Annotated in this window: 13 protein-coding genes; all 13 read right to left on the minus strand. The window is 51.5% G+C overall.

Annotated elements, in window-relative coordinates; genetic code table 11:
• Positions 1-49: 49 nt before the first annotated feature.
• The 13 genes from AC15IQ_RS07245 to pta all read right to left on the minus strand — a co-directional run bounded on the left by AC15IQ_RS07245 (position 50) and on the right by pta (position 13,978).
• A complete protein-coding gene (locus AC15IQ_RS07245) occupies positions 50-703 on the minus strand; it encodes a class II aldolase/adducin family protein (RefSeq protein WP_483178238.1) in 654 nt (217 codons plus the stop codon).
• A 4-nt stretch (positions 704-707) separates the two neighbouring features.
• Positions 708-1,742, minus strand: a complete 1,035-nt coding sequence (mtnA, locus tag AC15IQ_RS07250; protein WP_483178617.1) for an S-methyl-5-thioribose-1-phosphate isomerase — start codon at positions 1,740-1,742, stop codon at positions 708-710.
• Complete coding sequence (gene mtnP / locus AC15IQ_RS07255) at positions 1,742-2,536, minus strand: S-methyl-5'-thioadenosine phosphorylase (RefSeq protein WP_483178239.1); 795 nt, start codon at positions 2,534-2,536, stop codon at positions 1,742-1,744. The genes mtnA and mtnP overlap by 1 nt, the downstream gene beginning before the upstream one ends.
• A gap of 26 nt (positions 2,537-2,562) precedes the next feature.
• Complete coding sequence (gene ftsY, locus AC15IQ_RS07260; protein ID WP_483178241.1) at positions 2,563-3,783, minus strand: signal recognition particle-docking protein FtsY; 1,221 nt, start codon at positions 3,781-3,783, stop codon at positions 2,563-2,565.
• 31 nt (positions 3,784-3,814) lie between these two features.
• Positions 3,815-7,390, minus strand: a complete 3,576-nt coding sequence (gene smc, locus AC15IQ_RS07265; RefSeq protein ID WP_483178243.1) for a chromosome segregation protein SMC — start codon at positions 7,388-7,390, stop codon at positions 3,815-3,817.
• Positions 7,391-7,682: 292 nt separating this feature from the next.
• Positions 7,683-8,795 (minus strand): elongator complex protein 3, encoded by a 1,113-nt coding sequence (locus tag AC15IQ_RS07270; protein ID WP_483178245.1) that lies wholly within the window; start codon positions 8,793-8,795, stop codon positions 7,683-7,685.
• Complete coding sequence (gene rnc / locus AC15IQ_RS07275) at positions 8,792-9,520, minus strand: ribonuclease III (RefSeq protein WP_483178247.1); 729 nt, start codon at positions 9,518-9,520, stop codon at positions 8,792-8,794. Before rnc ends, AC15IQ_RS07270 begins: the two co-directional genes overlap by 4 nt.
• Positions 9,513-9,761, minus strand: a complete 249-nt coding sequence (locus AC15IQ_RS07280) for an acyl carrier protein (protein ID WP_483178249.1) — start codon at positions 9,759-9,761, stop codon at positions 9,513-9,515. The genes rnc and AC15IQ_RS07280 overlap by 8 nt, the downstream gene beginning before the upstream one ends.
• 49 nt (positions 9,762-9,810) lie before the next feature.
• The gene (gene plsX, locus AC15IQ_RS07285) at positions 9,811-10,767 is read right to left on the minus strand and encodes a phosphate acyltransferase PlsX (protein ID WP_483178251.1); all 957 of its coding nucleotides are present in this window, start codon (positions 10,765-10,767) and stop codon (positions 9,811-9,813) included.
• A gap of 93 nt (positions 10,768-10,860) precedes the next feature.
• On the minus strand, positions 10,861-11,031 hold the full coding sequence (gene rpmF / locus AC15IQ_RS07290) for a 50S ribosomal protein L32 (protein WP_483178253.1): 171 nt from the start codon (positions 11,029-11,031) through the stop codon (positions 10,861-10,863).
• A gap of 16 nt (positions 11,032-11,047) precedes the next feature.
• Positions 11,048-11,551 carry a YceD family protein gene (locus AC15IQ_RS07295; RefSeq protein WP_483178254.1) on the minus strand — a complete coding sequence of 168 codons (504 nt, stop codon included), beginning with the start codon at positions 11,549-11,551 and terminating at the stop codon, positions 11,048-11,050.
• 157 nt (positions 11,552-11,708) lie between these two features.
• On the minus strand, positions 11,709-12,902 hold the full coding sequence (locus AC15IQ_RS07300) for an acetate/propionate family kinase (protein ID WP_483178256.1): 1,194 nt from the start codon (positions 12,900-12,902) through the stop codon (positions 11,709-11,711).
• 83 nt (positions 12,903-12,985) lie between these two features.
• Positions 12,986-13,978: a phosphate acetyltransferase gene (gene pta, locus AC15IQ_RS07305; protein WP_483178257.1), complete on the minus strand. Its 993-nt coding sequence runs from the start codon at positions 13,976-13,978 to the stop codon at positions 12,986-12,988.
• Between the last annotated feature and the right edge of the window lie 77 nt (positions 13,979-14,055).

Here is a 14,055-nt window from a genome sequence, read left to right on the forward strand (position 1 = left end):
ATCCCCCGGCCGATTTAAGCACTATTGAACCATACCTACCGCAGCCCAGTTATTTCTTCTGGCCGTAGTTCTTAAAGCCCTGATGAAGCCGATTGATTTCCTCTTCCGGCAGACTGGGAACAGAACCCAGCATATGCGCATAGAGAGCTATCTGGGCAGTCTGTTCGGTGACATAGCATATTCTCAAGGCCTGGGATACTGTGTTCGCGCAGCCGATCACACCGTGATGAGCTAGCAAAGCTGCACAACCTGCTGTTCCCAGAGTCTGTACCGCATATTCCCCCAATTTGCGGCTGCCGGCCAGGGCATAGGGCACGACCGCTATCTCATGGCCGATCGCCTGGGCGGTCTCTTCAAGTATCACCGGAATAGACCTGCCAGCCACGGCAAAAGCGGTAGCAAATGGGCTGTGAACGTGTACAATGGCATGCACATCGGGTCGGGCTTTATATATCGCCAGGTGCAGCGGGGTCTCACTGGACGGCTTAAAGCTCCCTTCCAAGACCTGGCGGTCGTAATCCACTACCACCATATCCTCAGCGGTCATACTGCCATAATCCATCCCGCTGGGGGTAATCACAAAACCTTCTACATCCCTGCTGCGGGCACTGACATTTCCCCAGGTGCCGATCACCATTCCGCTTGCGGCGATTTCTCGGGCTGCATTCAAAACCTCTTGCCGGGCTTGTATAGAACTGATCACCCCCTCACCGTCCTTCCTTGAGTCTCTGCAGTTCTTCCGCAAATGGAGCCTTGATAACGCCGCCTTCGGTGATTATGCCGCTTATCAAATTATGCGGGGTCAAATCAAAGGCAGGGTTGAATACTTCCACCTCAGGGACTGTGAGGTAAGTGGCAGCACAACACCTGACTTCATCCTGGCTGCGTTCTTCGATAGTAATAGCCTCCCCGTCAGGTAGACTGATATCGACGGTGGATAAGGGGGCAGCCACATAGAATGGGATCTTATGGTATTTAGCCAAGACAGCCAGAGAGAATGTGCCGATTTTGTTGGCGGTGTCGCCATTAGCTGCGATGCGGTCCGCACCTACGATGACGGCATCCACCTTACCCAGTTTCATCGTATAGCCTGCCATATTATCAGTGATCAATGTCACCGGGATATTATCCTGCATCAACTCCCACACCGTCAGGCGGGCACCTTGCAGCACCGGGCGGGTTTCACATGCCCACACCATATTTACTTTGTTGCGCGCACAGGCTGCACGTATTACTCCCAGGGCGGTTCCATAACCGCAGGTAGCAAGATGTCCGGCGTTGCAGATGGTCATGATTCGGGAGTCAGCCGCCAACAGAGCCTCTCCATTAGCTCCAATAGCCCGATTCACTGCTATATCCTCTTCATACATACATTGGGCTTCTTCCAGCAAGCGGCTAGCCACCTGCTGCAGCCCAGCCCGCTTTTCATAGCGGTACAGCTTTTCCATCCGTTTTAAGGCCCAGAACAGGTTAACCGCAGTAGGCCGAGTCGATGCCAGCAAATCACGATTATACTCAAAGTATGTATCCATACCGCTGACCGGGCCCTGGTAACGCAGCATGGACAAGGCTAGGCCAAATGCCGCTACCACCCCGATGAGCGGAGCCCCGCGCACCTTCATGGAGCGTATCGCCTGGGCCACCTCCTCTGGCGTATGGCAGCGGTGGAAATGAACTTCCCCGGGCAGCTTGCTCTGGTCCAGAACCACTACGGCATCATTGTCGAAGCGCACTGTCTCTATCATAATTTAACCTTTACCTCATCGAGAATGCGCGCACAGTCGCATCCTGTGTCCTGGGCCTCGATGTGCAAGGCGCTCTCCAATAGGAGTTTGCGTACTGCGGAGGTGTTGTTCTTCATAACTTCATAAACCTCACTGTGGGTCAGTATGGTCGGTGAAATGCCGGCAGCAAAATTGGTGATGGTGGCAACAGTGGCATAACACATGCCCAATTCCCGTGCCAGGCAGACTTCGGGTACACTGGTCATACCCACCACATCGCCCCCCAGCAGTTTATACACCGAGATTTCGGCAGCAGTCTCAAAGCGGGGGCCTTCTGTGCAGACATATACCCCACCGTTAATAACCGTATAATTCAGATTATTTGCCGCCTGTACCAGGGCAGACCTGAGGCGGGGGCAGTAAGGGACAGTCATATCACAATGCACCACTCCCATATCACCACCTTCATAGAAGGTGCTGGGACGTGACTTGGTGAAGTCCAGGAATTGGTCCACCAGCACAAATTGGCCGGGTCTGAAATCATAATTCAGTGAGCCCACGGCGGCAGTGGCGAGAATATTCCTTACTCCTAATTTGTACAAAGCCAAGATATTGGCCTGATAATTTATCAGGTGCGGCGGTACGCTATGCTTGGACCCATGCCTGGGTATAAAGGCCAATTCAATCCCCTGGTGAGTTCCGATGGTAATTGCCACGGCCCCATAGCGGGTTTCTTGAAGTACCTCGCGGCGGTTTTCAAAGGCATCTGGATTGTATATCCCTGTGCCTCCAATAATGGCTGTCTTGATCAAATTAATTCCTCCTTATGGAAATACTATTATGACTGAACATTGTTGTGGTCGGTGTCAAACAGCGCTTGAGCGAATAAGCCAGGGTCAAAATCCCTTAAATCATCCAAAGTTTCTCCGATACCGATCAACTTGACGGGCATATCCAGCTCCTGGGCGATAGCCAGTACGATACCACCTTTGGCGGTGCCATCCAGCTTGGTGAGTATAATGCCGGTAACTCCGGTGGCTTCCTGAAATATGCGTGCTTGACTGATGGCATTCTGTCCGGTAGTGGCATCTAAAACCAACAAGACCTCCTGAGGCTCCTGGCCGATCTCCCGATCTATAATTTTTCTCACCTTGGATAGTTCTTTCATGAGGTTGGTTTTATTCTGCAAGCGTCCGGCGGTATCGATAATGAGTATATCGGCCTGGCGCGCCCGGGCAGCATTGATGGCATCAAAAACCACCGCTCCGGGGTCGGCCCCCTCCTGATGCTTGATCAGTTCCACCCCTACCCGGTCGGCCCAAATCTGCAACTGATCGATGGCAGCGGCTCTAAAGGTATCGGCCGCCGCCAGGATCACACTTTTCCCCTCCTGTTTAAACCTGTAAGCCAGTTTAGCTATGGAAGTGGTTTTTCCAGCCCCATTTACTCCCACCACCATTATTATGGCAGGCTGTGCACCGCCCAGATTGAGAGTCTGAGCATTTTGCAGCAGATTGGTCACTTCTTGTTGAATCAGAGCCAGCACCTCATTGGCATCGTTGATGCGCTGCTTTTTGGCGGACTGACGTATTTTGGCCACCAGTTCCACCGAGGTGTTCATACCCACATCGGCCTGTATCAGTATTTCTTCAAGTTCTTCCCAAAAGTCATCGTCTAATTTGCGGGTATTTTTAACCAGCTCCTGAATCTTGCCAGCCAGGTTTTCGCGGGTTTTACTTAGCCCTTGTTTAAATCGCTGCAGGAAGTTCAACCGCGGTTTGGGTTCCACAGCAGCGGAGGTTGTGGCATCCTGATCTGCCCCCAAATACTCGGCTTCAGGGCGGGGGGTCTCTTCCCCTTCCGCTGTTAGTCTCTGGTCCGCCTGGTCTTCACATTCCAGGTTATCCCCTGCCGCTGCAGGGGTTTCTTTCCGGGAAAAGGGATTGATGCGGTTTAATAGACCGCTTTTTTCCGTCTCTACTTCAGAAGCGGGTGACGGCTTTTCCACACCGTTGTTTGGTTCTGAGCAATTCTTTTTCTTGCGATTGAAAAACGACATGGTCTCATCCTTTCGATATGGTCAGACTGGTTTAACCCGCCTTGATGGGAACATCTTCTAAAGACAGAGTGTACACCCCGCTGATCCCTTTCTCAGCCATGGTGACCCCATATATAGTATTGCCGCATTCGATAGTGGTTTGGCGATGCGTGACCACAATAAACTGGGTTTCCTGGCACATACCATGCAGAAAACCAGTAAAGCGCTTCAGGTTGGTTTCATCCAGGGCGGCATCGATTTCATCCAGTAAACAGAAGGGCACCGGTTTAAGGCGGATCAAGGCAAATAGGAACGCAATGCAGGTCAGGGCCCGTTCCCCGCCTGACAGCAGGTGCAGTGACTGCACCTTTTTACCCGGTATTTTAACCTCGATGTCCACACCGGCATCCAGATCGGGACCGGCCTGGAGGAGCAGGCGCCCCTCACCGCCATTGAACATTTCGGTAAAGGTTTGGGCGAAGCTGTGGTTGGCCAAAGCCATGAATTGAGCGAAATCCCGGGCCATAAGCCGTTCAGTGTCTTTTAGCAGATCCAGCAGCGAGGACCTGGCCTCGCCTAAGTCCTGGTATTGCTTTTCCAAAAAGGTCAACCTGGTATCCAAGGCCTGGCTTTCTTCAATGGCAGAAACATCAACCGGCCCCAGAGCTTCCAGCTTTTCTTTCAATTCTCTGAGTTCATGCCTAATATTTCGCAATTCTGACGGTTTTATCTCCCGGGTCTCGATCTCAGTTACCGGTATTTCACCAATTTTCTCCTGCCACTGCCCATACATTCCACCCAGTTCGGTCTCCAATCTGGCCAGGTTTAATTCCAACTGGCGGATACCCTGCTCCATTTTCTCCATTTCAGCAGCTGCCGGTTCCAGACTGTTTTTCAGATCACTGACCTCATTTCTGCACTGCGTTTCCTTGTTTTTAAGCACTTCCATCTCTTTCCGTTGCGATTCCGCAGTGGTGCAATACTGCTGTATCTTCTTTTCCAGGTCAGCTATTTTCCCAGTTTCAACCTCGATATTGTTCCTTAAGCGAGCCATCAGGTCCTGGGTCTCCTGCCAGGACAGTTGATATGACCTTTTCACTGCTTCAAATTGGAGCAGATTCTTATGACTATTTTCCAGCTCACGTTGTTTCATTTGTAATTGTTCGCGGTAGGATGAGGAACGCTCTTTCAACACCCCCAGATCCTGGCGCATTTTGATGAGGCTTTCTTTCTGTTCTTCAAGCTGGCTGGAGTCTTCATACTGCTGCTGCTGCAGGGCTTCATATATCTTTTCCAGAGCGGTCAGGTCGCCTTTGATCTGCACCACCTCTTCCTGCAGGCGCGACATTTCACGGCTGGACTCCTGGCTCTGTTCCATCCAGTGGTGCATTTCTTCATCCCCCGCAGCCAACTGGGCCTGGAGCCAGTCTTTTTTTAAAGTATGTTCTATATACTCCTTTTTTAATTGCTGGGCTTGTTGCTCGCTGGCCTGCAACTTAGCCAGGGCTGAATCCAGGGCCTGCTGCGAGTGCTCCATCTGCACTTGCAGTTCCTGTAATCGGGCGGTGAGCTTATTCTCTTCGGCACGTCGCTGCAGCCGAGTCGGACCACGGTCAGCAGCCGTGCCTCCACTCATGGCCCCGCCGGGATTGATTATGTCCCCTTCCAGGGAAACCAGAATCCAAGGATAGTTTACTTTTCTGAAAACCTGTATGCCATGCTGCAGGCTGTCGACTACCAGTATCCTGCCCAACAAATATTCTGCCACCGACTGGTATCGGGGAAGGCATTTGACCAGGCGATCAGCGCTTCCCAACACACCCTTGAAAGCCAAAGCCCGGTCCAGCACCTCTGGCGGCACCCGGCGTATCCTGAGATTGTCCAGGGGGAGGCAGGTTACCCGGCCACGGCGCCTGTTCTTAAGCAGTTCTATAGCCTGACGGGCATCCGCACTACTTTCTACCACGATGTTCTCCATGCTCCGGCCTGCAGCGATCTCAATAGCCGTCTCTAACCCCGGAGGTACCTCCAGGATTTCTCCCACTACACCCAGAATACCCTTCAGCTCCCTTTGGGCGGCCCATTGCATCACAGCTTTTACACCTGGTGCATAGCCGCTGAAGCTCTCTCTGAGCCCTTTCAGGCTCTCCAAGCGGGTGCTATTAAGGCTGAATTCCCGGCGCTGCTCTTGCACCAGCTTTTCTAATGCTGCAACCTCACTTGCGGCCTCATTCCTGGAGCTTGCGGCCTTATCGCCAGCTTCTTGCAGTTCTTCCATAAGCTGTTCCAAATGGCTTTTATCCTCCAGGTAAACGGCCGCTCTGTCTTTAGCCTGCCTTAATTGCTGCTCCAACTGTTCTAATTGGGTTTCCAATCTGAATTTTCTTTCCTGTTGCTTATGCAGATACTCCCGTTTCTCCTGTATGGAATTTTTTATCCGGCTCTCTTCCCGGGTATGAGCAAACAGGTTAGCCTTCTCGGCCTCGAAGCGCTCTGTCTCCAGAGCTAGAGACTGTTCCAGGCTAATGCTGTCCTGCTCGATCGCCTGGCATTGTTTCTCCAGGTCTTGATAGGTTTGCTGCTGGGCGGCGTAGTCCTCCCGTTTGCCGATCAGATCCTGGTCAATCTTCTCCAACTGGGCTGCGTATTTACGAGCATCAGTCTCTACGCTATGTAGTCTCTCCCCGTAGTTGTGAATGCGTTCTTGGCTCAACTGGGTGGCGGCACGCAGTTCGCTCACATGGGCCTGAATTTCATACAATTGCTCTGCGGCTTGCTGGGCTTCCATACGGAGGCCCTCCAATTGGGCCTCTTTTTCCTGCAGGCAGCTAGCCTCTTGCAGCTGCTGTTCACGAAGCAGTTGCCAGGCCTGGCTGCGCTCCCTCAAATCTGTACGGCGTACTGCCAGGTCCCTTTCCAGTCTGTTAATCTCTGCCGCCAGAAGGGTCTTTTCCAGCCCCTCGGCTCGTTGTTGGTAATCCAGGTACAAGTTGGCCTTAGCTGCCTTTTGCCGCAGTTCCAGGCTCCGCTCACGCATTTCCTGCAACAGGTCGGCGAGGCGAATCAGATCCTGGGCAGTAGCTTCCAGCCGCCGGTTCACCTCTTCGCGTTGCTGACGATGCTTGATTATCCCTGAGGCTTCCTCCAAAATAAGGCGCCGCTCCAAGGCCTGAGCATTGAGGAGTTGATCAAGCTCGCCCTGACTGATAATGGCGTATCCTTTGCGGCCCAAACCGGTGCCGGCAAACAACTCATGGATATCCTTCATGCGCACCCGCGAGCGGTTGATGGCAAACTCGCTCTCTCCAGTTCTGAATAGCTTGCGGGACAGGTCTATCTCCGTATAATCCAGTGGCAGGAACCCGTCGCCATTATCGATCACCATCTCTACCAGGGCCATACCCTGAGCCCGTTTGCTGTCCGTACCACAGAAGATGATATCTTCACCTTTTTGCCCGCGCAGATTGCGGATGTTGTTCTCTCCCAAGACCCAGCGCACCGCGTCCACCACATTGCTTTTGCCGCAGCCATTCGGTCCTACCACAATATTAATGCCGGGTTCAAAATGGATAGAAGTATACTCGGCAAAAGACTTAAAGCCTTTGATATCCAGGCGCTTTAAATACACTCTGTTCCTCCGTGTGTTACAGTTCCGCTTACAAATGCAGATCTTATTGCTGCAGCCCCTGCTGCATCGTCTTGCTCAGCGCCGGCCTTCTTCCCGCTCTTGTCCGCAGTGGTCGCCGCTTAAGGCCGGTGCAATAAAAACTGCGTTTTTGTAGCCCAAGCCAGTGATATGGCTTTGCTGGTATTTATTAGTTAAACAAAAGCCTGGTAAATACCTGCCCCGGTGGATAGTTTAACTGCGGTTTCGTTAAAACCGACCGGGGTTTGACACACGACCGGGTTTGCTCGGCTGGTTAGAGTTGGGCTGCATCATAGGGGAGCAAACCCTTGTCGATCATTGACCGGATAAATTCCCCCCGCTTAAGCGTCAGCTTCTTGATCTGCCCAGGAAATTCCATGGCTATCTCGTCTAAAGCCACCTCTGCGCTGGGCCTGACCTTGAGCGGTTCCAGTCCCAATTCCTGCTTTAAGGCCTTTAGGTTGCTGCGCTGCTGTCCAACCATCCGGGAGACATCGCGGGGATTGACCAGAATATTGATGGGCCCGTGCAGTCCCGGCTGGCTTTGCGCAGCGTGCAGCAGTTCTTTAGCCTGCAGCATAAATATATATTGTTGTACCAGTTCCCCAAAGGCGGGATGATACGGTCCGGCCAGTACGGTCTGCTCAGATTGTAGTTCCTGGCTGGGTTGCAGACCCAGCCGTATGACCGGGATACCACCGTATTGAAACATCAAAAGCATTTGCGCCGCAGTGGTTATGGCCTCATGCAGGGGCAATTCCCGATAGCATCCCTGTTGCCAGTGATCGGCCAGTACGGTCCCGGCTATCACCAAGGTGGGGTAGATCCTGACCATGTCCGGCTTAAGCCTTATCGCGACCAGAGTGCTGTACAGGTCCTTAGCACGCTCATCATGAGGCAGACCAATCATTAACTGAATACCCAGTTTAAATCCATATTCTTTGACTAACCGGCTCGAATCAACAGCCTGTGCCGCTACAGTTCCTCGTCCCGCGGCCGCCAGGACTTGGTCGTCAAAAGACTGCACTCCCAATTCGATGACGGTTACTCCCCGCTTCTTTAATCGCTTCAGTGTAGCGGCATCGATTCCATCCGGCCGGGTGGACAACCTCAGGCCACTCACTATGCCCTGACGCAGATACGGTCTTGCTGCCTCCAGATAGGCTTCCTGCAGGGATACGTCCATCATGGTAAAACTGCCCCCGAAAAATGCGATCTCTATCTCGCTTCCGGGAGCAATAGTGGATAAATACCGCTCAACCATCTCTGGGATGCTGGAGGGGGAAAGGGGTTCAAGCTGGGAGGCTATTTGTCTTTGATTGCAGAATATGCATGTAAACGGGCACCCCACATGGGGGATAAAAATCGGGATATTTATGTGCCTCATAGCCTGGGGATTCTCTCCAGCCCCAGACTGAGCAGCAAGGGTTGGTTTTTCAATACCTTTTCGGCGGCATTTTGCTCGGCTTCCTTTTTGCTTCTGCCCTGGCCGACAGCCAGCAATTGGTCGCGGTAAAACACCCCCGCCTCGAAAACCTTGGCATGGGCAGGACCGCACTCCTTGATTATCTTATAGGCCACATTCTGTTTGTTCTTGCCCTGCACCAGTTCCTGCAGGCGGGACTTGTAATCCTGGTAGTCACCCCGTGCGGTTTCATCCACATACTCCTGCAAGTGAGTCATCACAAAACGGGTGGCGGCTTCATATCCCTGGTCAAGGTAAAGCGCACCTATTACCGCTTCCACGGCATCAGCCAGTATGGAGCGTCGTTTACGTCCCCCGGACATCTCTTCGCCTCGCCCCAAAAACAGATAATCACCCAGCCTCATGGCATGGGCAACGTTGAGCAAGGCCTTCTCGCACACCACCCTAGCTCGGATCTTGGTAAGTTCTCCTTCCGGCTTCTCGTCAAAATGATTGTATAAATATTCGGCTACTATCATATTAAGGACCGCATCACCCAGGAACTCCAGGCGCTGGTTGTTTACCACGTAGCTCTTTTCCTGGCTGAAGGAGGGGTGGGTCAATGCCATGTCGATAAGCCCCTGGTCTTTAAAAGTGAGCCCATTGTCGCGCATGAAGCGGACAACTGTGTCCCGGTGTCTAGCCATTCTTGACCTTTTCCAGGTGCTCGTAGAGCGCTGTCACAAGTGCTCCGAAGGTCGACAGGTTTTCCAGTCCCTCTTCCGGGAATTCCACATCATATGTATCTTCCAGGGCCATTACCATCTCCACCACATCTATGGAGTCTGCGTCCAGATCCTCCAAATTGGTTTCCAGAGCTATGTCCTGCGGGTTGAGATCCAGTTGTTCCGCCAGAATCTTCCTGGCCAACTCAATAAACTCCTGCAAATCGATGCCCTCCTTAATTATTGAAATTATTATATTATCCTTTCAAAATCTAAATCAATGCCCCCAGGGCTTGTTCCTGTTGTTCAACGATACGGCTGGCAACACACTGAAGAGCTATTCTCATTCCACTTTGAATAGCCTGACTCTTGGAGCTGCCATGACATACGATACTGACCCCTTTGACCCCCAGCAAGGGAGCCCCGCCCACCTGACGGTAATCCACGGCCTGATAAATAGAGGGCAAATGGCCTATTTCCCGCATGGTTTGCTGAGCCAGAAAAAGCACCAGTCCCTCCATGGCTTTGAGTACTATGTTGCCGGTAAAGCCATCACAAACGATCACATCACAGTCGCCGCTAAAAAGGTCGCGTCCTTCTACATTACCTATAAAATTGATTTTGGGCTGCTGCTTAAGCAGACCATAGGCTTCCACTGCGGCAGCATTGCCTTTAGTCTCTTCAGCCCCATTGTTGAGCAGCCCCACCCGGGGATTGGCTATAGCCTGAACGGCCGAAGCGTATGCACTGCCCAGAGCCCCGAATTGCACCAGCTGAGTGGGCCGGCAGTCCACATTGGCACCTACATCGATCAGCAGTGATTGAGTTCCGCGAAGGTTGGGTATACCGCCGACGATGGGGGGACGTTCGATACCCTCCATGCGCCCCAGGATAAACAGAGCTGCTGCCATCTGTGCACCGGTGCTGCCACAGGATAACACCGCATCAGCCTGGCCCTGCTTGACTAACCCAGTAGCAACTACAATTGAGGCGTCCTTCTTGCGGCGTATGGCTATTGCCGGGGATTCGTCCATGGCTATGACCTCAGTGGTATTGATCACCTGCAACCGGTCAGCATCATAGTCTTGTCCGCTTAAAGCCGCTTCGATCTCCTCGCTGCGGCCGACTAAAAATATTGAACCCGCACTTTCCTGCAACCAACTCAAAGCCCCGCTGATAACCTCACCCGGTCCGTAGTCGCCGCCCATCACATCAACTGCTATTCTCATGCTGCCCTCCTCATTTTCGGCCAGAATTACAAAAAGTAAGCCATGGGCCTGAAGCGACACCGATACCTTACTTTTTGACTACCCGTATTTTGACTACATTACGTTTTTACCTTTATAAAATCCGCAATTCAAGCAGGCCCTATGTGATAATTTAAGCTCCTTGCACTGTGGACATTCAACCAATCCGGGTTTGTCCAGCTTACGCCATTCGGCACGCCTCATATTCTTCCTTGAATGCGATTGTCTCCTCTTAGGAACACCCAATTTGTTCCCCTCCTTCCTAGGTTAATTTTTTCAGGGCTTCCCAGCGCGGATCGATGTGATCCTCCTGGCAACGGCAAGCCTCCTGATTTTTGTTTACCCCGCAACCCGGGCATAGACCCTGACAATCCATATTGCAGAGCGGATTTAAGGGGATGATGGCAAAAATGGCTTCTACTACCGCCGGCTCAATATCAACCTCACCTTGCTCCACTAGTAGTATATCATCCTTAAACTCATCTGGTTTTCGGCTGCCAGCATCTATCATCGTTAAATCCAGGGCTTCATCAACCTCAAAAATGGATGGCTCCAAACAGCGGGAACAGAGCAGTTGCAGCTTGGTAGTCACTTTTCCCCGACCGACATACATCTGCCCGGTGAATACTACTTCCAGGTCTACTTGGACAGGTTCTGCAAATCCAGCCCCCAGCCCCTGAAGCAGTTCATCAGGCCAGGATTCCACGAATAGAAAGCTCTCCCCCTGTTTAGGTTGATTTCTTAGTTGTTTAAGGTCAATTTTCATATTGCACCCCTAAAAAACACCAGATTAATTATATTCTTCACCGGTTAGTATTGTCAATAAAGCCAGCAAGTATATGCTGCGGTGTGCAGATTGGATGCTTATCCCCCAAAATTAAAGAGGCGGGTAATGGCCCGCCTCTTTAGCCAACAGTGCAATATTATTTGGTGAGTCTGTAAGTATCTCTGGCGATTACCAATTCTTCGTTGGTGGGAATGACAAAGATGCGTACTTTAGAATCATCAGCGGCCACATCGACCTCTTTGCCACGGACTTTGTTCTTCTCCACATCCATCTTAATACCGAGAGCTTCCAGATTAGCGCAAATGTTCTCGCGCATGCTGATGCCGTTTTCGCCTACCCCGGCGGTGAAGACCAGGCAGTCGCAGCCGTTCAGCTTGGCGAAATAGTTGCCGATGTAGCCCTGAATGGCATTGTAATATACCTTGAGGGCGATCTGGGCTCTGGCATTGCCAGCCTTGGCGGCTTCTTCCACGTCGCGCAGGTCATTCGATACGCCGGACAATCCTAGCATACCTGATTTCTTATTGAAATAGTTGTTGGCTTCAGCAGAATCCATGCCCAGTTTTTCCATCAGGAAGAAGACGATAGCGGGGTCGATGTCACCGGAGCGGGTGCCCATGACCAGACCTTCCAGGGGCGTGAAGCCCATGCTGGTTTCTACTACTTTGCCGTTCTTAATGGCGGCCATGCTGGCACCGTTGCCCAGATGCAGAGTGATGATCTTGCATTCCTCATAAGGCTTGCCCAGCAATTCGGCAGCACGGTGGGATACATAAAAATGCGAGGTGCCGTGGAAACCGTATCTTCTGATGCGGTATTTTTCATAAGCTTCGTAGGGCAGAGCGTACATATAATTCTGCGGTTCCATGGTCTGATGGAAAGCGGTATCAAATACTGCCACATGTTTGACATTGGGCATCAGCTTCTGGCAGGCTTCGATTCCCATCAAGTTGGGGGGATTATGTAACGGAGCGATATCGAAGCATTCTCTGATCACCTTGGCGACAGCGTCATCAATTACCACTGAATCGGCGAAACTCTCACCGCCATGGACCACACGATGACCGGCGGCACCGATCTCATCCATATCTTTTACTACGCCATATTCGGGATTGACCAGAACTTCCAGAACCAACTCCATACCGGCTGTGTGGTCGGGAAGATCCTTTTTGATAACAACGGCATCTTTACCCAAAGGTTTGTGTTCCAGGGTGCTTCCTGGTATACCTACTCTATCTACCAGCCCCACCGCCAAAACGGATTCATCAGTCATATCGACGACTTGATATTTAATCGAAGAACTACCGGCATTAACAACCAAAACCTTCATTATATTCCTACCTCCTCAATTTTCTTCAGAATTCCCCTTTATTATCCTTTGATCCCCTAAGGGGATGCAAAAAGTATCTGAGATTAGGCTTTCAGAGCCGTCATGGCTACTACATTGACTACGTCCTCGACGCTGCAGCCTCTGGAGAGGTCGTTGACAGGTTTAGCTATACCTTGCAGAATTGGTCCAATGGCTTCAGCCTTGGCCAGTCTCTGCACCAGCTTGTAACCAATGTTGCCAGCCTGGATATCAGGGAAAATCAAGACATTACAGTTGCCGGCAATATCGCTGCCGGGAGCTTTGGAGGAACCTACACTGGGGACAATAGCCGCATCCAGTTGGAATTCTCCGTCCACTTTGATTTCCGGGAATTTCTCCTTGGCAATTTTGGTGGCCTCAACCACTTTATCTACCATTTGATGGCTGGCGCTGCCTTTGGTGGAGAAGGACAGCATCCCTACTTTAGGATCTTTGAAGCCACATACATTGACAGCAGTTTCCACTGATGCTTTGGCAAACTCGGCCATCTGCTGAGCCGAGGGGTCAATGGTGACGGCACAGTCGGCAAACACGAATAAGCCATCTTCACCATAGTCTTTGTTGGGGCAAATCATGATAAATGAACCTGAAACGGCAGAAATCCCAGGAGCTGTCTTGATAATCTGCAAAGCTGGCCTTAATACGTTGCCGGTGGTGTTTTCTGCTCCTGCCACTTCACCGTCAGCTTTACCCATTTTCACCATCATGGAAGCAAAAAAGAGCGGATCCAACATGGTCTGTTTGGCCTTATCCAGGGTAACCCCCTTGTCCTTGCGCATTTCATAAAAAGCCTGGACAAAGTCATCAAGTAGCGGAGTAGTAGCCGGGTTGATAATTTCGGCACCAGAAATATCGGCACCTATAGTACTTGCTAACCCCCTGATCGCGCTTTCATCACCCAGCAGAATCGGGTTGGCAATCTTGTTATCCACGATTGCCTTGACAGCTTTAAGGGTTCTCTCTTCCGTTCCCTCGGGGAGAACTATGGTTTTTCCCTTGATTGCTGCCTTTTCTCTAATTTGCGCTAGTAAGCTCATCCTTTTCCCTCCCAATTTTTCTAAAGATCTTAGTTTGTAGCAAACTTCACAATTATGCTCTAATTCTAGCATAAATG

The sequence above is a fragment of the Syntrophomonas sp. DTU019 genome (assembly GCA_913757435.1).
Classification (GTDB): Bacteria; Bacillota; Syntrophomonadia; order Syntrophomonadales; family Syntrophomonadaceae; genus DTU019.